Genomic DNA, 20,332 nt, shown 5'->3' with positions numbered 1-20,332 from the left:
GGAGGTGTCACTCCCCCAGTTCGACGGATCTTGGTTCAACTCGCCGAGACCGGCTCTGATCTGCAGCAACAGCCCGAACAAACGGACTGAACGCCATCCACATTACCTGGTCGGCTCGGAGCTTCTCGGCCGAGGTCGGCCAGTTCTTGGAAGGAATCTGGTGCGTTTATGGTGCGCCAGTAGACCTCCGCAGTGCGTCGCGAACCACTTGGGCTCGGCGAGTCTCGAGTACGACTGCGGTTCGACGCAAGCTGGGCGACGACTTCGCCCAGACGTTCTCGCCCGCCAAAGTTGAAAGGGGGCGCGTGTGCCTTCGCTGCGCGTGCCAAGCGCTGTCGGACGCTAGTGAGCCCGTCACGAGATCATGCAACTGCCCCGGCTAGGCGTGCCACCGGGCGGCGTCGGCCAGCTCGGAATGCCGGCTTTGCGCCTGATCACTGTGCATAGCGCTTCGTCCTAAACCAGTCGACTGAAGGCGGACTCCATGCTGCTCTTGACCTGACTTGAGGGATGGGACCTCAGCGACGACAACATTTCTGTGAGCGATCGCGACGAATGTTTTGCGGCCTCGCGCGCCAGGATCTTGGCTACTGCGATACCGGGGTCTTGCACAAGTTGTGGTAACAAGGCCTCACCGATCAGATCCCCGTCGATGACACGATGCGCGACCACGCTTGCCGCTGTCGCCCGAACGTGGGGATCTGGATCGCAGGCCAAGCTTGTCAGGAGGCCGTCGCCAATGCGATCGGGTTTGCCACACAGTAGGGCGGCGAACTGGCGGTGGATGCGGTCGCCTGAGAGGAGAGGGTTCAACGATGCCGGGTCGAGCTTGTGCTGGTCGAGCTGGTCGAGGGCCGCGAGGAGGAAACTGGCTTGTGCCGAGAATGGCGGCCATATGCGGCCACTCTGAGGGTCTTCAGGCGGGAGAGCGAGGATCCGTTGGACCGCTGGTCTGAGTCTGGCGGTGACCTCGGAAGGGATACCTGCGGCACCCCGTGCGAGGCGTTCCAGAACGTAGGCGAGGTCAGCCCTTTGGTCTACTTGGTCCAACCACGCGCACAGGTCATCCCAGCGCGCATGGTCGGGATGACGAAGACTGAGCAGCGTCAGGAGTCCCGCGGCATCGGCCTGGTCGCGCTGACCGCCTGAATGCTCCGACAGATCGGCCTGTGCCTTCTGGATCAGATCCTCGACGAGCTGGTCGTCGAACCGATCGACGCTGCCAAGCGCGTAAAGGGCCTCCTTCTCGCCTGCGCGTGCTTGTGCCTCGAGTTCCGTTCGAACCTCGGGCAGGTTGCCAGCGGCCGCACCCAGCAGCGCGTACCGCAAGGGCCAGGGCGCTTCCTCCGCGAGCTGAGCGGCGCGTGTCGCGAGTTCATGAGTCCATACCTCAGGCGGGATTCGATTGACCAGGTTACGCATGCCGGCGGCCGTCAGTCCCGGATACTCAGGTACGGCGTTCAGGGCCCAGGTTAGGACGGCTGTAAGGCCGTCTGGGGGAACTACAGATACGAGATCTGCGATGAGTTCGACCAATGACTTCTGCACGTCGAACTGTGGGTGAAGCGACTCTTCGAGCGCGGTTGGCTCGTCGAACCTCGCGATAGCCCAGTTCACCACTGTCGCGGCATGATCTGGTTCGAGCAGGTCGCGCGCGGCGGCGAGTAGCTCGAGGTCTGCATGGAAGGTGGTGACGGTTGATCTGCTGGGAAGGCACGCATCGGCGATGTTCTTCACGGCTAGGACCGGACCGTTGTTGGCTATCCAGCGCGCAGCCTTCTTCAGGCTCTGATGAGCCCCTGCCGTGCGGAGTATGTCAAGCGCGTTCTCGATGTCGGTCTGCTTAACAGTGAGGCTGCCGCTGGTCAGAACGTACTTCGCCAGGTCTTCCATGGCGCCTCGCCAACTGCCGTGGTCACCGAGGAAGCCGGCCATCAATGTCGCTGCCCGAAGATGGTCCCATGCGTCCTCGAAGCCTGGAGCTCCACTGGTGTCGTGTGCCCAGGCATTGAATGCCTCGTCTCTCTGCCGGCGAAGACCCCAGCCGACGACCTGCTGACGCCACCAAGCCGCTGCTGTGTCAGTCGCCGCGACCGTTTGCGCGAAGTCGATACCCTCCCAATCAGCGGTGGCGAAGAGCAGGTTCGCCGCAGCGCCACTGATTGCGCTAGCGGTGACATCCCGCGGGGCGCGCGCACTGAGTGCGATCAACTCGACAGCGGTCTCCCGCACCGGCGCCCAGTCACCCAGCTCATAGAGTGCTCGTGCGTGCTGCAGGCGTAGCCACGCGTGATCGATAGGCCCCAGACGGTCGCTGCCTATCGTCACGTGCGCGATATCGGCCGCCTCACCCGGCTGGTCGTTCTCCATCAGCGCAGCACACAGCGCCACCGTCGACGCCGCCTGCTGATGCGGCTGGGATGCGGCCGTCAGTGCGTCCCGCAGCCCACCGATGTCAGAGGACTCGATCCAGCGTTTGACGCCGGCTGCGAGCTGCCAGTCCCAGTCCCAAGACGAGTCGATCTCGGCAAGGTCTGGCATCTCGCTCTTGCTTGGTTGGCCATACCTCCACTCGCGCCGGAGGATGACCAACGATGTTGCCTGCGCGGCGATGACGTCCCTGACGGAGCGGTTCGGATGAGGGGCGATCAGGCGCGGCACGAGGAGCGCGTGGCGATAGAGATGGGTCGGTGAGATGTTAGCCGCACCGGCCCACGATGATCCTTCCCAGCTCCGTCTGCGCGAGCGGCTGCTCGCGACCGCCAAGAGCGCCTCCGCGTGCTCCAAGTCCACGGTCTGGTCGGCTGGGACAAGGACCTTCGCTCCCTCCTTAAGGAAGACCACGTTCTCCTCGGTCAGATGCACCCAGAACGAGGTGCTCGTGTCGAGATCGTGCAGGACAAGCAGGTGTGGCGCGTGATGATTCAGCCAGTAGTCGAAGTGGTCACGCCTGGATTCCCTGTACCACCATCCGACAACCTCCCCCGCCGACTTCTTCGGCTCCTTGAAGTAGTCGGCTCCCGCCTTCACTTGGGCGCCCGCAAGCAGGCCGAGTTCCCAGAGCCTGGCATCCCGCGGAGCTAGGTACAGGTCCGTGCCGAGATCGTGATGGTGATTCGGCGATGGTCCCCAACCGATCCGTTCGAACTTCGCAGCAACCTCGTTGGCGCCCGCGCCACCTTTCTGTTCTTGGATCGTTGCACGCATGGCAGCCACTATCGCGCGCCGCGAACCACGTTCGCCGGAAAACGCACGATCAGCGCCGTGGCGTCTGCATCGACACGCGCCCTCTCGGTAGAGGCCGCGCCGAATCTGCGGCGTTGACGGTGAGGAGTCATGTCGACAGCTGCGGACTGACCTCGCCTCCTACGCCCGCGCGAGGGTTGCACGTGCCGATATCCACACACCCCTCGGCCGACACTCGGGCAAGCTGTCCTCGTGGACAGACTCACGGCGGAGCAGACTTCGGAACTCTGGCACCGGGCGGTCGCCTTCCTCGGCGAGCCCACCTTGGCGTTCGTGCTCGACCTGGAACCTCACACCCGCCCGTCGGTCGACGATCGACCTCGCTGGGACGCAGTCGCGCAGATCGGTCCTCGGCCGGTCGACGAAAGCGGCCTCAAACCGGAGCAAAAAAGGTCCCTGAGAGCCCAGTGGCTAACCCGCATCGTTCCCGGTACCGAGCGGACACCCCGTCGAACTGCTACGTCAGCACGTCGGAGGCCGCGCTCCCTCCGCTACCGGTGACACTCTCGTCGATGCATTCGTTCGGCTGGCCTTCAACGGTCTTGCCTGCGAGCACCTCGAGGGCATGAGCAGCGACCGTTTCGCGCTCAGCAGCTCCTTTCAGGACGCGATCCTCTACCAGCCGGCTGCCGAGGCGTTTCTCCACGACCCGGACCTGACAAGGTTCTTCCCGCAACAAGACGGAGACGTCGACTCGCATGGCAACATCGTCGCGATGGGTCTCCTCACTTGGCTGCCGGCGGGAGGCGGCACTACGGACATCCGCATCGTCGTCGGAACAGTCGTCGAGCAGACGCTGGCGCGCATGCGATTCGAGCATGCGCTCCACGAAGACAACCTGGTCGACTACGTTCGCGAGTCACTCGGCATGCTGCGCCGAAGCGCACGCGGCGAAGAGGTCCCGATCGTCCTGTCGGGACTCGTTGGTGTCGAGGTCGCCGAAGCCATCGATTGCGGCACATGGGGACTGATTCCGACCGAAGGTCTCGCAATCTCCAACGGGGATGTCCTTGGCCACCAAACTCCAAAAAGCGCGTTCTGGCTGAAGGCGTCACAGCAGCTCGTCGGGTGCATCCGCAACGACGCGCCGCGTGAGGACATCGATGCAGCCTTCTCCCGCATGGGCGAGCGCGACCGCACCCATTCGACAGCTCTGCGTCGTCAGATCCGCCGGCTTCAGTTCTGCATTGCAGCTTGGGCCACCGAACGCGCAAAGACTGTGGATGTCACGGCGACCCTGCACTGGTCGTTGTTTCCGCTGTACAGCTCGCAGACCCCTTATGTGGTTACCACGCGCGGTGGCCACGCCGACGTGCACCTCACCCAAAGCGACCTGGCCAATATCGCCATCATCATGAACGAGCTTGACGAGATAACTGACCGGCTGGACATTGCACTCACGCGGATCATCAGGGCGTCCTCCGAGCGACGGGACCCGGTCGACGTCCTGATTGACGCGGTCGTCGCATGGGAGAACATGTTCGGGTCCAAGACGGAGACAACTTTCAAGGTCTGCGCGGCCATCTCTTGGCTGTTGGAGCCAGACGACCGGACGAAGCGACTTGCGATGTTCAACAAGGCGAAGACGATCTACGACGCTCGCAGCGACGTCGTCCACGGCGCCGCCATTGCGCAGCCGGACAAGCAGCGGGAGTTGGCGCAAGAAGCTCTCGAGATCGCGACCGGGGCATACCGGGCGATCCATGCTCGCGCGGACCTGAAGGACCTGAAGCCGAGCACTCGATCGGAACGCCTGTTGCTTCAGTTGTGAACTTTGAGGGCTCATCGCAATCGAGGGTGTAGTTGGGGTCTGAAGCCGCCGGTCTCTAGCAGGGATCGGGCGATGTAGTTGGTCAGGTTGCGGAACCCGAGCGCTGAGCCGCGGAGGTGTTCGAGGCGGCCGTTGAGTGCCTCGGTCGGCCCGTTGGACGTGCCGGGCCGGTCGAAGTAGGCCAGCACGTCAGCGGCGCGCTTCTTCAACGTCCGCCCCAGCCTGGTGACCTCGACCAGCGTCTTCGGCACACCGGTGCTGACCGACTCGATCAGCTTCACCATCAGGTCCCGGCCACGGCGGGGGTCCTCGTGCCGGTAGGCCGCGATCATCCGCTGGTAGATCCCCCACGTCGCCTCGACCTCGACATGGGCATCCTCGGCGAACAGCGCGTTGAGCCTGGCGATCTGCTTGTCGGTGAGCAGGTCGGCACCGGTGGACAGGGTCCGTCGCGCAGCGTACAGCGGGTCGCCCTTCCTACCGCGGTGACCGTGGATCGCTTGCTGGATCCGGCGCCGGCACTCATCGAGAGCATCACCGGCCAGACGGACCACGTGGAACGGGTCCATCACCGCGACCGCGGCAGGGACCTCCTCCGCGGCGGCGGTCTTGAAGCCGGTGAACCCGTCCATCGCGACCACCTCGACACCGGCACGGAACGCCTCGGTCTGCTCAGCGAGCCAGGTCTTGAACACCGACTTCGAGCGGCCCTCGACCATGTCCAACAGCCGTGCCGGGCCGGTGCCGTCGCGCACCGGGGTGAGATCGATGATCACGGTCACGTACTTGTCGCCGCGATCACCTGGCCGGGTGTGTCTCCACACGTGCTCGTCGATGCCGAGCACACGGACGCCGTCGAGGCGGTGCTCGTCGTTGATCAGCACCCGTCTGCCTTCGGCCAGGACCGCATCGTTCGCGGTGTTCCACGCGACCCCGAGACCCTCGGCGACACGTGCGACGGTCAGGTGCTGCACCACGATCCCTTCCAGCGCCCACCGCAGCCCCCGACGCGACAGCTTCGCCCGCGGCTCGGCCGCCAAGCTGGTGTCCTGGCGCCACACCTGGCCGCACTCGCGGCACCGGTAGCGACGGACCGCGACTTCGAGGGTGGTCGGGCGCCAACCGAGCGGCTCGTGCGCGAGTCGACGGACCACGGTGTCGCGTGCCAGTCCCTCCCCACCGCAACCGCGGCACCACCGGTCGTCATCGACGACCCGGCAGGCGAGGACAGCACGATCAGGTTCGAGCCGCTGCCCGATCACAGCCAGGCCGAGGCCGTCGAGCCGGGCGAAGGTAGTCAGATCGGGGTGGCCGAACCCGGCCGGCGGGGTAGCGTCAGGCATGTCGAGGTCTTCTGGATGGGCGGCGTAGGAACCTCCATCCTCGGGAGACCTCGACACCTATCCCAGGACCGACGCGCCGACCCGACCTACACCCTCATCTGCGAAGAGCCACTTTGAGCTGTGAGCCCGCTTGCGACGCTGATTCGCTCGGTTCTCCGTGAAGAAGGGTATTGCGATCGGCCGTGCCCACGCCGCAGGGCAGGAACGAGCGAGCCTCAATGACGCGACGCCTTTGTAGTGCACTCAGCGAGCTGTTTCTCACTCGCCACTAACGGTAAATGCCACACCTTCCGGCCTGGTCCTTATCAGCACGACAGTTCACCGGCCCAGTCGTCGAAGTAGGCGCGAAGGTCGTCGATGGCGATGCCCGTCTCCGGGAAGTCTTGGTCGCGTAGGCGGTGGTGGGAGCGCACCATCTGGGCGAAGACCTGGAGGTCGAACCCCTCGTCAGCTTCGGCGGCTTCGACGAGTAGCTCGGCGCGGTCGAACCCCTGGTGGAGTGCGTAGACGTCGGTGAAGTCGCGTGGCTCGGCCCGGCCGAACAGCGCCAGCGTCTTGCGCACAGCGAGTTTTCTCGGGGATCGAGGGCGGGTCCCGCCACGGTGATGGTGGCCGGACCGTGGGGTGGGCTGTCGATGGCGAGATCGACATACACCTCCGTGCTCTCCTCCTGAGCCTCTTGGTCCGTCTGCCGGTGGGATGCGTCCGCTACGGTCCTGGTGATCTTGAGGCGACGGAACTCCGGGCCGGAGCGGACGGTCTCGAGCGTCCAGCCCCGGTTCCGTACCGCTGCGGTCAATGCGTCGGCGGCTCGGGCAACGTCGCCGTCAGGGCGGTGGCCGAAGAAGTCCAGGTCGTCGGTGGGTCGGTCGATGAGACCGTGAGTGATCAAGGCACCCCCGCCGGCGAGCAGGAACCCATCCGACTCCGGCAGGGCGAAGAACAGTCCTGCGATGTCTATCTGCAGGCCGGTGAGGCGTCCGCTGTACTCGCGGTTCATGTGCTCGGGTCTCACGCGTCGTGTCTCCGGTACCGCACGATGACCGGCTCCCACGCAGCCCGCAGCTCTCGTGGAAGAACCAAGTCGGACCACAGGTCGACGAGAAGCGCCCCATCGACGTAGGTGGCCAGGTCTGTCGGCTCACCCTCGCGGAGCACGATCTCGTAGACCCGTCCACGGTCGCCTCGATCGCCCAGGTCGAACTCGCGGGAGGGACCCGACCAGTGGAGATGACCCGGCAGGACGACGCGAGCGAAGGCGTCGGCCAGGTCGAGGCGCCAGAGCCGATCCGGAACCGCATAGGGCTCCCCCCGCGCCCCGGGCGTCCGGGTGAAGCCCACCCGCGGTGTGAGCTCGAGGTCGTAGCCACTGGTGTTGACGATCCGTTCGGCCACCGCCAGCGTGGGCGACTTCCCACCGGTCTCGTAGGTCGACAGCGTCGGCTGCGAGGTCCCTGCACGACGCGCCAGCTCACGCTGCGACAGGCCACTGTCGCGGCGCGCTCGCGCGATGATCGTCCCAGCCATGAGACCAATGATATCCAAAAAGATATCGAATAGCCAAGCCGCCCTTCCCAGCGTCTGCGTTCGTCCACCCAGTCTGCGCTCGGCGACACCTCAGTGGCGAGACAGTGACGGGGAGCGGGGCGTGGCGTTGCAGCATCTCGCTGACTCCGGTCCCGGACAGAGGCTGGTCGATGAGGACGCGGGTACGGTGCAGCCGCGGGAAGAGGTGGACCCAGGGGCGCGCGCCGCGATCGTCCCCATCGACCATCGTGTTGAGCTGGCTCGGGTCGCTGGGGTGTTCGGGATCGTGCCGGTCGCGAACCTTGCGCCAGTGCCCGAGGGCAGCGACGGGGTCAGTGTCGGGGTAGCGGCCGCGGGCGACGGGGACGATCTGCTGGTGGCCCTCGGGGTCGCTCTTGGACCGTGGGATGGCCAGCAGCAGGCCGTCGGAGCCGGTGGTGGCCTGGGTCTCGCGCAGGGCGCCGAGCTCGCTGGGCCGCAGCGCGGAGGCGAACCCGACCAGGAGCAGGGCGCGGTCCCTCGCCCCGGCCAGGTCGGCCGGGTCCATGACGTCGAGCAGGCGGCGGACATCGGGGAGGCTCAGCGGGTGGGCGCGGCGCCGTGGGGCGGTGCCGACGGTCCGGCGCAGGCCACGGCGAACCCGCCGCAGGGTGGGATCATCGAGCGGGTTGGGGAGCTCGGCGGCGCGGTGCTGGTAGGCGATGGCGCTGCAGGCCATTTCCAGGGTGCCGAAGCAGAAGCCGGCCTCGGCGCGCTCGGCGAGGTAGGCCGCGACCGCCTCCGGCGCGGCCGGCAGCGGGCACAGGCCCCGGCCCTGGCACCAGGTGGCCCACAGGCCCCAGGCGTAGGCGTACACGCGGCGGGTGCCTGGCGCGATCTCGGCGTCGAGGGCGGCCGCGATGCGTTCCACGTCCCGCAGCGTCGGCCCCACCGCGGCCGCGCTGGCCGTGTCGGGGGTTTGGGCCGATCTGGCGGGGATTCCGGTGGCGCGGATCAGCTCGGCCAGGGCGATCAACTCCCGGATGGTGTCGGGCGGCGCTGGAGCCAGCTCCTGCGCCGCGGCCCACTCCCCCGCTGATGCGGGCTCCTCGGGCGGCTCCCCTGCCGACGAGGGCGTTGTCGCCGCTGCCGGTTGATGAGTGGCGACCGGACGCGGTCGGGGGTACGGGCGGGGCTCAGGGCAGTCATCCGACAGAAACACCCGCGAACCCGGTGCCGGAAATGGCGCAGTTGCTCCTCGATGGCGTCCCCGAGCGAGCCCTCAGTCTACGGAGACGTTGGTGACTGCCAGGCCCATCAGCGCACCCGGATCTTGTAGTTCTGCTGGTGGATGCCGCGGGCGGGGTTGCGCTTGAGGGTGAGGGTCACCGCGAGTTGCTTGGTCTTCCCGACCTTCGAGCGCGTGAGCTTGATCTTCTTCTTAACTCTTGACTCCTGCGCGTTCTGCCCCGGACCGGCCTCGCGGGGACCGGCCTCGCGAGCTGTCGCGGTCAGTCAAACTCGGCCTCGAGGTCGTGGAACGGGTAGTCCTTCGGGCCGAGGAACTCGGTGCCGGGCACGATACGGCCGTTCGGGTCGGCGGAGTTCACGTAGTTGTTGATGCTCCGCGGCGCCTGCCGGAAGATCAGGTCGACCCGGTCGGCGTACTTCGCCGCCAGCGGCGCGTCGTCCCAGAAGATCACGTTCTGCTCGTCGGAGTGCCAGCCGAGCTGGGTCCAGTTCTCGCTGCTGGACAGCACCGCATTGCCGTTCCTGCGACCATCGATGTTGCCCTGGACCGACAGGCCCTTGAGGTGGACGTAGCGGTCCTTGAACTTGTTGGCCGTCGCGCCGGTGATGTAGACCATCTGCTTCGCCGGGAGGCCCTTGAGGATGTTGCGGATCTTCAGCGGCATCATCATGAACACGATCCGCACGTCGCAGCCCTGATCACGCAACTGGCGGACCTTGCGGGCGACCCGTACGCCGCGATCGTCGCCCCAAACCGCGTTGGCAATCCGCACCTTCGTACGTCCCGACGCGGTATTGGTGGCGCCAGTGCACTGCACCTTGTTGAGCACCTTCAGTGCTGGGTCGATCTCGCCCCGGTGTGGCGCGAACATCGAGGTGATGGTGGCGCCCGGCGTGGTGGTGCTGGGGACCGTGAACCGCAGCGGCTTGACGTTCTTGTCCTTCTTCGCCTGCTTCCACATCAGCATCCAGCCGTCGTAGAGCGGCTGGTTCTCCGTGATGGTCGTCCAGTCGTTGAACTGCTGGACGGCCGCGGCGCCGGTGAAGTTGCCCGATCCCTGCATCGCGATGTGGCTCGTCGCGCCCGAGCGGCTGATCAGCATCAGCTTGGAGTGCATCGCACCGCCCTTGCCGCGACAGGTCGCGGAGCACGTGCGGATCCAGCTCCGCAGCGCCTTGGGCCGGTCGGCGTTGCCCTTCTTCAGCGCGTTGCGCAGGGTCGGGTACGAGCGACCCGGGCCCTGTCCACGGGCGAGTCCACGGGCCATGATGATCTGCACCGAGACGCCACGCTTGTGAGCGGCGATGAACTTGCGTGTGAACAGCGGAGAGTCGAAGTTCCACGTCATCAGCCGAACCGTCTCGCCAGCAGGAACGTTCTTCAGCGTCTTGATGATCTTGCGCTGGACCTTGCCCCGCTTCTTCTTGCGGAACGGGTGGTTGAAGACGATGCCGGGCGTGACCACGTAGGTCGGGTTCGGTGCACGCTTGACGGCCGTTCCGACTGTGGCGGTCGGCGCGATCCTGGTCCCCGGTGATGACACGACGAGCGCGAGCCCGGGGGCGACGCTGACGGCCGCCGTTCCCGCCTGTCCCACTGACACGAGCATCGTCACAGCGACGAGCCCGACGAGCGCTCTCACGCGAGACCCGGCGACGCGGAACAGTGCTCGAGCCACCATCCCTCCTCGGCGTCGCTCTTCCACGGACGAAGTCGCACGGTTCGTCGCCGCGACTCGCAACTCGCTCACCTCAACTCAGATCCGGGGACGTGCCCATGCAGCCGATCGGCAGATGACCTTGCCACATCCCGCTGGGACGCTTGGGATCGGGCGCGATGATCGTGGTCCTTTCTCCCGTATGAAGACTGCGATCTCCCGTCAGGTTCATTGCAGTTGTGTGACATTCGGGACTGCGCCAGACTGCAAAGTCCGCCAACCGAGCCTCGATGCGATCATGGTGACCATGACCACCAGGCTCCTGCTACTGGAGGACGACAGCGGTCTGCGCGCGTCGCTGCGGATGGTTCTGGAGGACGAGGGCTACGACGTCGTGGAGGCGGAAGATGCCGAACGTGCTCTCGAGGTGATCGCCGGCTCCGCCGTGGATCTCATGCTGGTCGACCTGATGCTTGGCGGCATGGACGGCTTCTCGTTCATCCAGCGAGCGCGTCCGCATTCCGAGGCTCCGATCGTCGTCGTCAGTGCGCGCGATGGTGTCGAGGACATCGTGACCGCCTTGGAGGTTGGCGCCGACGACTACGTCACCAAGCCGTTCCTCGTCGACGAGGTCAAGGCGAGGCTGAAGGCCTTGCTGCGTCGGCCGGTCCTGGGCCCGACCGACGTGCGCAAGCCTGCGGACGTGTTCCTCCTCGACCGCCGCGCGGGACCCCTGGTCTTCGACCGGGGTGCTGCAGTCCTGAGCCGAGCCGGCCAGGAGATCCATCTGACCAACACTGAGTTCAAGCTGCTGAGCGTATTGGCCACGAATGCCGGACGGGTGCTCAGTCGCGGCTCGCTCTTGGAGCATGTGTGGGACCGCGGGTTCTTCGGTGACGAGAGGATCGTCGATGTTCACGTGCGCCGCCTGCGCAAGAAGCTCGAAGGAGACCCGAGTGCTCCTGAGATCTTGGTCACCGTTCGCGGGCTTGGGTACCGCCTCGACGTGCGATGAACAGACCTCTGCCGAGGCGTGGCCTTCGGTCCTCGGTGACGCACGCCTTCGCGCTCGGGGCCTTCGGGCTGTCGACGATCCTGGCGTCGGGCACCTTCCTCTCCGCCCGCCACCTCCTGCTGGAGCAGCGCGAGCGGACAGCGATTCGGCAGGCGTTCACCGACGGCGCACTCGTGCGGGACAGCCTGCTCACCTCGGGGACCGAGGTCAGCGACGTTCTCGGGTCCCTGTCCCCGCCTGCAGGTGCAGTCATCTACGTGCGCCGAGGTGGCGAGTGGTATTCGTCGACGCTGGACAGCGCCGGTCCGGAGATGACGGCCGACGTCCAGCCGATCGTGGAGGACGGTTCCGTGGCGCTGGCTTGGACCGGTCTCACCGATCCCCACGCGGTCGTCGTGGGCATTCCACTGCCGGCCGTGGATGCCGAGTACTACGAGGTCTCTGTCGCAGAAGAGTTGGATCGGACACTGTCGACGTTGGGACTCGCGCTGGGGGTCGGCGCGGCCGTGACCACAGCCGCCGGAGCTCTCCTCGGACGGGCGGCGAGTCGTCGGGTCCTGGCGCCGCTGTCCGACGTGGCAGGAGCAGCCCTGCGTGTGTCTGCCGGCGACCTCACGGCACGTCTCGCCTCCACCGAGGACCCTGACCTCGCCGCTCTGGTCGGATCCTTCAACCACATGGTCGACGCCCTGCATGAGCGCATCGAGCAGGATGCCCGCTTTGCGGCGGACGTGAGTCACGAGCTCCGTACGCCGGTGACGACCCTGACTACCAGTCTGAGCCTGCTTCAGCAGTCGCCGGATCTTCCGGTGCGGTCGCAGCGCGCCATCCGTCTGATGGCCGATGAACTCGACCGGTTCCGCCACGCCCTCGAGGATCTCCTGGCCCTCGGTCGACTCGAGGCCGGCGCTCATGAGGCGGAACCGTCGGTGACCGGCGCTCGCGAACTTGTCCGTCAGGCGCTCCTGGCGGCGGGGCGTCCCCCCGGCCTCCTGGCGGTACGGTCCGGTGATGGACCGGATCCGACACTTCGGGTGGATCGGGTGCAGATGCTGCGGGTGCTCACGAACCTCTTCCAGAACGCCGAGCTTCACGGAGGAGGCCTGACCGGCGTCGTCGTCCTCGATCACGGCGAGATCGTCGACCTGGAGATACAGGACCGTGGGCCGGGCGTGCCCGACGACGATCGGGTGAGGATCTTCGACAGGTTCGCGCGCGCGGGCGGTCAGAAGGTCGGAACGGGTAGCGGGCTGGGCCTCAGCATCGTCCAGCGGACCGTCCGCAACCACGGCGGCGATGTGTGGTGCGCGAATCGGCCCGATGGAGGGGCTGTGTTCGTCGTGAGGCTGCCGGCCACAACGGGGGATGCACGGTGAGCAAGAGCCGGACGCGAGGTGCATCGGGCCGGCGGCCGGCCGGCGCCGTGGTCGCGGCGCTGGTCATAGGGTCTCTGTGCGCGTGCGGCCTTCCAGGAGAGGGAACGGCGAGGCGGATCGACGATGACACCGTGCCGTACCGCTTGCTCGAGCCGGGAACACCCGCGGCCGGGTCGTCGTCGCCGGCCGCCGAACCCGGTCACGTTCCGCTGGTGTTCTGGCTGGACGCTGAGCGGCTTCGGCCGGAGGCCGCGCGCGCCTCCTGCGCTGACCCGCCCGAGGAGGTGGTCGAGCGACTGCTGAGTGAGTTGAGCACCGGCCCGTCTGAAGAGGCGCGGGCGGCTGGAGCGTCCTCCGCCATACCGCCGGACTCGGCGCTCGACCTGGTCGGCGTCGCCGGTGGACTCGTGACGGTGGACATCGAGACCGACACCTCCCTGAGCGCGGAGCGACTCCCGGTCGCCATCGGGCAGGTTGTCTTGACGGTCGCCTCCGCACCGACGGTACGGTCGGTCGCTTTGGTCAGTGGTGGTGAGCCGATTCAGGTCCCCCTGCCCGGCGGAGCACTCACGGACGGGCCGGTCATAGCAAGGGACTACGAGGACCTGCTGCCGGTCCGATACAGGGAGTCGTGGATCGGTAGAGGCCTGGGCTGCCGTCAGCCGTGAGTGCCCTGAGTGCCCGTCGTGGATTCGACTCTGAGCACGCCGAGCACGCCGAGCAGGCCGAGCCGCTCGAGCGCTTCGATGCCGCGTTGCGTTGGGCGTCGCAGCACAAGCTCGATGCCACGCGCAGTGCATCGGCGTCTGATCCACAACAGCGCCGCGATCGTGGTCGAGGACACGTCCTCGACCGCGGACAGATCGACCGCGATGACCCGTGGCGCTTCCCGGAGTGCTGCGTCGAGCTGCCGTTGGATGTCCTCCAGCACGGGAACGAGTCCGGTGTCGACGAGACGAACAACCGCAATGCGGCCAACCGCGGTCCTGCCAGCGACCTGAGGCTCGCGCGGTCGCCCGTCGGCGTTTGCGACGTCCAGCACGGCTGAAGACAGCGTGGGGCGCCTTCTGCGTCGTGAGTGCATACCGCGACCATCCCGGCACCACATGACAGCTTGCCGACCAGCAGTGTTGCAGCCTCATGACAAACCTCGGACAACTCTCGACCAGCCTCTCTACGGGCCTTGCTCCGGCGCGGCTCGGCGGTATGGATGGAGGGGTGGGTCAAGCAATCCCGCTGGCCCGCGACAGAACGAGGGAGGCGACGTCGACGGTGGTCACGATCACTCCGCGCGCTCTGGCGATCATCGAGCGAGTCACAGCTCATCCGGCCCTGAAGCCGACCTCTGGACTGCGCATTGCACGCCGCGAGGATCCATCTGCACCCTGGGAGGTACGGGCCGTCGACAGGCCCTCTCCCGGAGACGACGTCATCGAGCGTCAGGGTGCCCGTCTCATCCTCGGCCCGGACACCGCCCAAGGCATGGAGAACCAGGTGCTGGACGCCACGACGGATCCCGACGGTCGAGTTCAGTTCGTGCTGAGGAGGGCGGCATGAAACCGGCGACGCTCGACCCTGGGCGTGCTGCGCGCCGACAGGTCGTCATCGCTCGCCGCCGCGCCGCCGCCCTGCGCGCCGAACGCCGGCGCCGGCTCGTTCAGCAGGTTCGTCGCACGTGCTGAACACGGTCCGTCCGGTCCTGTCGATCTCGCTCCGCGGATCACGGCTCGCCAGCATCCGGTCTGGACCAGATAGCTACACCGGGAGCTCGACGAGGAAACGACACCCGACGTCGTGCGGCTGGTTCTCCACTGCAATGCGGCCGTCGTGAGCCTCGACGATCCCCTGCACGATGGCTAGCCCGAGACCGCCACCTCGGGCCTGCCCCTCGGGTGTGCGTGCCGGCGTTGCCTGCCATGCGACGTCGAAGACCCTCGCGAGGTCGTCGACCGGGAGTCCGCCACAACCGTCACTCACCGCGATCTCCACGTGAGACTCACCCAGACGTCCGCGCACCTCCACGACCCCGCCAGGATGGGTGTGCCGTACCGCGTTGGCGAGGAGGTTGTCGAGCACGCGAGCGATGCCGGCGGGGTCGACGGAGACCTCCAGTCCGTCCTCGACGGCCCCTTCCAAACGCACCTCGCGCGTTTGGGCGACGGGCGCGATGGCCGTCATCGCCTCGCTGATCAGGTCGGCGAGGAGGATCGGCTCCGGAGCGATAGTGAGGACGCCGGCCTGGATGCGTGCGAGCTCGAAGAGATCGTCGACCATTCCCGCCATCCGGTCGACCTCCGCACGGATCTGACGGTGGTAGCGCCCCGGCTCCGTGGCCATCCCGTCCTCGAGTGCCTCGACCATGGCACGGATGCCGGCGAGCGGGGTGCGCAGGTCGTGGGAGACCCAGGAGACCAGCTCCCGGCGAGCATCCTCCAGCCGTCGCTCGCGATCAGTCGCTTGGCGCAGCCGCTCACGGGTGCGGTCCAGCTCCTCGGACAGCGACCTCAGCTCGGCGGTGCCGGGCGGGCCACCGCTCTCCGACTCCGCCGTCGTGTCTTCAAACCTGCGTACCTGTACCCGCACCTCCTCGGACCAGCGGGCGATGGCGGCGGCAACGACGAGCGCCGTGGCCACGGCGATGATGGCCGCCACGGAAGTCACTACCGACATGACGAGGAGGTCGTGGGCGGAGATGAACATCAGGCGCGCGACGGCGGTGGCGCCGAGGTAGACCCCCGCCACCGGGATGACGGCCACCAGCGCGAGTTGCCAGCGGATCGAGCGGTGGCGCGCCAGCCGCCCGAGTATCAGACCCGTCGCACCGGTGAGAACAGAGCAGGCGGCGGCCACGGCGACGATGGACAGAGCATCCGCGAACCTCATGCCGCGGCCTCCCACCGGTATCCGATACCCCACACCGTGACCAGTCGGACCGGACGACGTGGATCGGGCTCGACCTTCTCACGCAGACGGCGGACGTGGACGGTGACAGTGGACTGGTCGCCGACCGACCAGCCCCATACCTGCTGGAGCAACTGCTCACGCGAGAAGGCGGTGCCGGCGTGGGAGACGAAGAACCGCAGGAGCTCGAACTCGCGAAGGGTGAGCGAGAGCTCGGTGTCGTCACGACGCACGACGTGCCGTGCGATGTCGACCAACAGGTCGCCGTCACGGATCACCTGCGGCTCCTCTCCGCGCCCGGCGGTACGCCGCAGCAGCGAGTCGACCCGTAGCACCAGCTCCCGAGGGCTGAACGGCTTGCCGAGATAGTCGTCGGCTCCGAGCTCGAGGCCATGGACCCGGTCGGCCTCACGCCCGAGCGCCGTGAGCATGATGATGGGGATGTCGCCGATCGCACGTAGGCGTCGACACACCTCTCGCCCGTCGAGACTGGGAAGCATGACGTCGAGGACGACCGCGTCGATGTCGCCCCCGCGCACCCTGCGAAGAGCGTCCGCTCCGTCCCCGGATTCGACGACGTCGTGCCCCCGCGCACGCAGGTAGGACGTCACCACCTCGCGTACCGGGAGGTGGTCATCCACGACGAGGATCCGCGCCATGGGTGCTCCTTCCTCGCTTCCTCGTGGAGACTAGCCGGAGCGCCGACAGCCCCGTGCTCAAGGCGATGACGACGAGCGCCAGGGCGATCCATCCCCGCCGGTAGTCGCGCCCGAGCAGCGTCGGCATGTCGGGATCTGCGCCGAGGCCCAGGAACACCGGGACCGCGGCGAGCGACACCGGGCCCATCAGGATGAGGACTGCGATCGCCGCCGACCTCGTCCGGTCGCCGACGCCGCATCGTGCGGCCAGCCAACCGAGGGCCAGGACGAGGGGGACCAGGACCAGATCGTGGACCACGATCGCCACCACCGACCAGGCCACGATCGCCCCTGCTTGCGCCAGATCCTGCGTGGATAGCATCAACCAGCCGCCGTACCCGATGACGACGGCCCCGACGACCACCAGGACGCTCCTCATCCGAGCACCTCGATCCGCTCGAGCCACTTGGTCTGGCTCACGCCGGGGCGGTTCGGGGCGATGAGCCGGGCGGGGAAGCCGTGGTCCAGGGAGAGCGGGGCGCCGTTCAGACCGAGTGCCACCAAAGTGAGTCGGTCGGAGGCGAAGGCCGCCGGGAGCACGCTGAACCGGCCGCCGTGTCGACGCTGCAGGGAGTGGAACGCGACCTCGGCGCCGGCGGGGGCGTCGACCAGGTGCAGCAGATCGCGCAGCGGCACACCGCTCCAGGCGCCGGTGGCGCTCCAGCCCTCGACGCAGGCGATGGGCAGCTCGACCGTGTGCTGCGGAAGGGTGAGGAGGTCTCGCCGATCCAAGCGGACGGCACGGTCGCCGTACCGCACCTCGCAGGTCCAGCCGGGATCGCTTGCCGCGGCGACGACGCCCGCGGCGCGGGCGGTCCGGTTGACCGGCACGCCCTCCGGACCGCCAGCGCGACGTGCAGACAGCACTGCCAGGCGGTCGAGCCCGGGCATGGTGCCTCCCGCAGCGGCCACGGCGGAGAGCGCGGAAGCGAGCCAGGTGAGCCGCAACAGTCCTCGCCGGTCTACGGCAGCGGGAGAGCCGTGACCCACCCGCGTTCCCGGGCCGTCGAGGTCCCGACCGAGCGCAGCGCGGATGAGCGGCAGCTTGATCCCGACGTGGACGGCGAGCGCACCGATCGCCACCCAGCCCGCGGCGTAGTGAGCACGGCGGAAGCTGAAGTCCCAGGGATACCACTGGGTGACATTCACCAGCCCGGTGGTGATCTCGAAGAGCGCGGCACCGACGAGCAGCGCGACCGACGCACGCTCCAGACCAGACATGACCAGCGCGCGCAGGCTCGCCGCCGACCGGTGGAACAAACGTGGGTAGACGGTCCAGAGCTTGACCAAGAGCAGCGGGACGGCGGCCGTGCCGGAGAGGACGTGCACGGCCTGGGTGAGTCGATAGCCCCACACGGGCCGGGTGGGCAGCGGGATCGGCTGGTACGTCGCCTGGGCGTAGTGGCTGAGCAGCCCCGTGACGAAGGCCAGCGCGAAACAGAGACCGAGCCAGCGGCCCACCCGAGCAGTGACGGCGATGTCGTGCAGGCGGGAGGTGAAGTCCGCCTCGCGCGGGAAGCGGAGAGTCATCGGTCCACTCCGAGCACGGCGCACCAGCGCTCGTCATACCTGTCGATGGCCCGCAGCACCAGCCCCACTCGGGCCGCGAGCGCCGGCAGGCCGTCCACACCGACGCGGCCCCAGCGGAAGAACGTCGTGACGGCGCATCGACAGGCCAGCTGGACGTCGGCCGAGCCGGTCGGCCTGCCCGGGGGCTCCACCTCCACCACGATCCGACCGCCTGCGCGCAGCAGCGTGCGCAGCCGTGTCAGCAGCGCCGGCGGGTCGCCGCCGATGCCGACGTTCCCGTCGGCCAGGAGCACGGTGTCCCATCGTCCCTCGCCGGGGAGCCGATCGAAGACGTCGCGGTGCAGCGCCGCGCCGCCGCGCCGCCGCGTCTGATCCACGGCCTCGTGGACGATGTCGATCCCCAGGGCGACGTGGCCGGCGACAGCAAGCTCCGCGGTGAGCCGTCCAGGTCCGCACCCGACGTCGATCGTGGCCCCTGCGCAGTGGCGCAGGAAGAGACGGTCGACCGGGCCGGCGCTTCGGGTCCAGTCCTCGATCGGGAGCGGAACCGGGGCGCTGTCGGGGGTGCGGATCGTGCAGGCCTCTCCCTGCAGCGCGTGGGCGAAGACGAGCTCGAAGGCCGCGGATGAGCTCACCGCAGCACCTCAGCCGCCGTCGCGGCGAAATGACCGACGCCGCCTGCAGCGACGGCCCTGAGGTCGGAGAGGTCGTCGACATCGCGCAGCACCGGCGCGGTCGCGACGCTGAGCCCGGCGTCCTCCAGCGCGCGGCGGGTCAGCTCTCCGGTCCGGGGAGTGGACATCGGCACCGCCGCGACGGCGGTCGCGGCCGCCGGGTCGCGCAGGCCGAGGAGCCACCAGCCACCGTCCTCCGCGGGGCCGAGAACGGCGTCGTACCCGTCGAGACGCGCCGCGGCGTCGAGCAGCAGACCGGAGGTGAGCTGGGGAGTGTCCATGCCGATCTGGACGACGGGCCCCGCCAGACCGGCGAACGCCCCGGCGATCCGGTCACCGAGCCCGTCACCGGACTGGCCCACCACCGACCACCCCTCCACCGCGCGGCACAGCCGCAGGCCAGCCACCGCCTCGGCCAGGTCGCCCTCGAGGGCCAGGCGGCACCGCCCCGGCCCGACGGCGCTCGTGCACACGGCGAGCGTGTCGAGCAGCGACGCTGCCGCCACCCGGGCCGCCGCAGCGACGCCGATGTCGGCGGCCAGCCGCGTCTTCACCCGGCCCGCGACGGGAGCCTTCGCCAGCACGAGGACGGTGGTCATCGGGTGGCGCCCCGGGTGGTGGCGAGGACCCGCAGGAAGTCACGGCCGGCGCGAAGCGTGCCGACGACCGAGCCCGAGACCTTCGAGTGGGTGCCGGGCGTGCGGGGGTGGTAGGCGACGTCGCGTTCGACGATCCGCCAACCCGCGCGCGCGGCGCGGTCGAGGAGCTCGACCGGATACCCGAAGCCGCGATCCCTGATCCCCAGGGCGAGCAGGTCGTCACGGCGCGTGACCCGCAGGGGGCCGAGGTCGGCCAGGGCCACGCCGGTGCGCCGACGCAGCGTCACGAGGACCAGCGCGTTGCCCAGCCGCGCCGGCCAGGGCGGTCGGACGCCGCGCCGCCGGCCCATCGCGAGGTCCGCCTCGCCGTCGCGGACCAAGGCGAGCAACCGGAGCACGTCCCCGGGGTCGAAGGAGCCGTCGCCGTCCATGACAGCGACATGGGTCGCGGTCGCCGCCTCCACGCCCGCTTGCACCGCCGCGCCGTACCCGGGCCGGGGTTCGTGGATCACCCGCGCGCCCGCTCCCGCCGCGACTACCGCGGTCGCATCGGTCGACCCGTTGTCGACGACGATCACCTCGAGTCCCGCCGGCACTCGGGGAAGCAGTGATCGCAGCGCGGCCTCCTCGTCGCGGCACGGAAGCACCAGTTGGCAGTCGAGCACCCCTCCAACGTAGGGATCACGAACCGCCGCCGGCGGCTTCAATCCTTACGGTCCCGTGACACCATCCCTGCCCGCACGTACGGGCCGACGACGCGACCT

19 protein-coding genes and 1 pseudogene are annotated in these 20,332 nt (G+C 68.1%); 5 read left to right on the top strand and 15 right to left on the bottom strand.

The genetic code is table 11. The features are described 5' to 3' along the window. Nucleotides 1-456: 456 nt before the first annotated feature. A complete protein-coding gene (locus tag FIV44_RS25520) occupies nt 457-3,207 on the bottom strand; it encodes a DUF4365 domain-containing protein (RefSeq protein ID WP_141006901.1) in 2,751 nt (916 codons plus the stop codon). Between the two features lie 604 nt (nt 3,208-3,811). Here FIV44_RS25520 and FIV44_RS25515 point away from each other — a divergent pair. Then, the gene (locus FIV44_RS25515; RefSeq protein ID WP_141006900.1) at nt 3,812-5,017 is read left to right on the top strand and encodes a HEPN domain-containing protein; all 1,206 of its coding nucleotides are present in this window, start codon (nt 3,812-3,814) and stop codon (nt 5,015-5,017) included. 11 nt (nt 5,018-5,028) lie between these two features. On the opposite strand, the gene FIV44_RS25510 is transcribed toward FIV44_RS25515, so the two are convergent. From FIV44_RS25510 to FIV44_RS25490, 6 genes and pseudogenes are all read right to left on the bottom strand, one after another. After that, nucleotides 5,029-6,360: an ISL3 family transposase gene (locus FIV44_RS25510; protein WP_141002875.1), complete on the bottom strand. Its 1,332-nt coding sequence runs from the start codon at nt 6,358-6,360 to the stop codon at nt 5,029-5,031. A gap of 305 nt (nt 6,361-6,665) precedes the next feature. After that, a complete protein-coding gene (locus FIV44_RS32700) occupies nt 6,666-6,923 on the bottom strand; it encodes a hypothetical protein (protein WP_246086615.1) in 258 nt (85 codons plus the stop codon). A gap of 44 nt (nt 6,924-6,967) precedes the next feature. Next, nucleotides 6,968-7,360 (bottom strand): annotated as a pseudogene (locus FIV44_RS34220) (nucleotidyl transferase AbiEii/AbiGii toxin family protein); the annotation flags it as partial. Nucleotides 7,361-7,371: 11 nt separating this feature from the next. Then, nucleotides 7,372-7,887: a helix-turn-helix domain-containing protein gene (locus tag FIV44_RS25500; RefSeq protein ID WP_141006898.1), complete on the bottom strand. Its 516-nt coding sequence runs from the start codon at nt 7,885-7,887 to the stop codon at nt 7,372-7,374. Continuing rightward, nucleotides 7,832-8,902, bottom strand: a complete 1,071-nt coding sequence (locus FIV44_RS25495) for an integrase (RefSeq protein WP_141006897.1) — start codon at nt 8,900-8,902, stop codon at nt 7,832-7,834. The genes FIV44_RS25500 and FIV44_RS25495 overlap by 56 nt, the downstream gene beginning before the upstream one ends. Nucleotides 8,903-9,377: 475 nt before the next feature. Then, nucleotides 9,378-10,715 (bottom strand): phospholipase D-like domain-containing protein, encoded by a 1,338-nt coding sequence (locus FIV44_RS25490; protein WP_181410825.1) that lies wholly within the window; start codon nt 10,713-10,715, stop codon nt 9,378-9,380. Between the two features lie 367 nt (nt 10,716-11,082). On the opposite strand from FIV44_RS25490, the gene FIV44_RS25485 reads away from it, so the two are divergent. From FIV44_RS25485 to FIV44_RS25475, 3 genes are read left to right on the top strand one after another with little or no spacing between them, the layout of a single operon-like run. Then, a complete protein-coding gene (locus FIV44_RS25485) occupies nt 11,083-11,790 on the top strand; it encodes a response regulator transcription factor (protein ID WP_141006895.1) in 708 nt (235 codons plus the stop codon). Between the two features lie 35 nt (nt 11,791-11,825). Continuing rightward, nucleotides 11,826-13,166, top strand: a complete 1,341-nt coding sequence (locus FIV44_RS25480; RefSeq protein ID WP_181410824.1) for a HAMP domain-containing sensor histidine kinase — start codon at nt 11,826-11,828, stop codon at nt 13,164-13,166. Continuing rightward, nucleotides 13,163-13,834, top strand: coding sequence for a GerMN domain-containing protein (locus FIV44_RS25475; RefSeq protein WP_181410823.1), 672 nt, complete (start codon nt 13,163-13,165; stop codon nt 13,832-13,834). Before FIV44_RS25480 ends, FIV44_RS25475 begins: the two co-directional genes overlap by 4 nt. On the opposite strand, the gene FIV44_RS25470 is transcribed toward FIV44_RS25475, so the two are convergent. Further along, the gene (locus FIV44_RS25470; RefSeq protein ID WP_181410822.1) at nt 13,825-14,208 is read right to left on the bottom strand and encodes an STAS domain-containing protein; all 384 of its coding nucleotides are present in this window, start codon (nt 14,206-14,208) and stop codon (nt 13,825-13,827) included. The two genes, FIV44_RS25475 and FIV44_RS25470, sit on opposite strands and share 10 nt — an antisense overlap. Before the next feature lie 230 nt (nt 14,209-14,438). Here FIV44_RS25470 and FIV44_RS25465 point away from each other — a divergent pair, with 230 nt between their 5' ends. Further along, nucleotides 14,439-14,723, top strand: a complete 285-nt coding sequence (locus FIV44_RS25465) for a Fe-S cluster assembly protein HesB (protein ID WP_141006891.1) — start codon at nt 14,439-14,441, stop codon at nt 14,721-14,723. 198 nt (nt 14,724-14,921) lie between these two features. Here FIV44_RS25465 and FIV44_RS25460 read toward each other — a convergent pair whose 3' ends face one another. The 7 genes from FIV44_RS25460 to FIV44_RS25430 are packed head-to-tail and all read right to left on the bottom strand — an operon-like array spanning nt 14,922 to nt 20,233. Continuing rightward, a complete protein-coding gene (locus tag FIV44_RS25460) occupies nt 14,922-16,016 on the bottom strand; it encodes a sensor histidine kinase (protein ID WP_246086614.1) in 1,095 nt (364 codons plus the stop codon). A gap of 29 nt (nt 16,017-16,045) precedes the next feature. Further along, the gene (locus FIV44_RS25455; RefSeq protein ID WP_141006889.1) at nt 16,046-16,726 is read right to left on the bottom strand and encodes a response regulator transcription factor; all 681 of its coding nucleotides are present in this window, start codon (nt 16,724-16,726) and stop codon (nt 16,046-16,048) included. Beyond that, nucleotides 16,701-17,144: a hypothetical protein gene (locus tag FIV44_RS25450; RefSeq protein WP_141006888.1), complete on the bottom strand. Its 444-nt coding sequence runs from the start codon at nt 17,142-17,144 to the stop codon at nt 16,701-16,703. The genes FIV44_RS25455 and FIV44_RS25450 overlap by 26 nt, the downstream gene beginning before the upstream one ends. Next, on the bottom strand, nt 17,141-18,295 hold the full coding sequence (locus FIV44_RS25445; protein WP_141006887.1) for a molybdopterin-dependent oxidoreductase: 1,155 nt from the start codon (nt 18,293-18,295) through the stop codon (nt 17,141-17,143). The genes FIV44_RS25450 and FIV44_RS25445 overlap by 4 nt, the downstream gene beginning before the upstream one ends. Further along, nucleotides 18,292-18,930 carry a class I SAM-dependent methyltransferase gene (locus FIV44_RS25440; RefSeq protein WP_219996168.1) on the bottom strand — a complete coding sequence of 213 codons (639 nt, stop codon included), beginning with the start codon at nt 18,928-18,930 and terminating at the stop codon, nt 18,292-18,294. Before FIV44_RS25440 ends, FIV44_RS25445 begins: the two co-directional genes overlap by 4 nt. Then, nucleotides 18,927-19,568, bottom strand: coding sequence for a TIGR04282 family arsenosugar biosynthesis glycosyltransferase (locus tag FIV44_RS25435; protein ID WP_141006886.1), 642 nt, complete (start codon nt 19,566-19,568; stop codon nt 18,927-18,929). Before FIV44_RS25435 ends, FIV44_RS25440 begins: the two co-directional genes overlap by 4 nt. Further along, nucleotides 19,565-20,233: a glycosyltransferase family 2 protein gene (locus FIV44_RS25430; protein ID WP_141006885.1), complete on the bottom strand. Its 669-nt coding sequence runs from the start codon at nt 20,231-20,233 to the stop codon at nt 19,565-19,567. The genes FIV44_RS25435 and FIV44_RS25430 overlap by 4 nt, the downstream gene beginning before the upstream one ends. Nucleotides 20,234-20,332: the final 99 nt, after the last annotated feature.

Source organism: Nocardioides humi, from assembly GCF_006494775.1.
In the GTDB taxonomy this organism is placed as follows: domain Bacteria; phylum Actinomycetota; class Actinomycetes; order Propionibacteriales; family Nocardioidaceae; genus Nocardioides; species Nocardioides humi.
The sequence above is the reverse complement of the archived record's forward strand: the minus strand, read 5'-3'. Positions and strand labels throughout refer to the sequence as shown.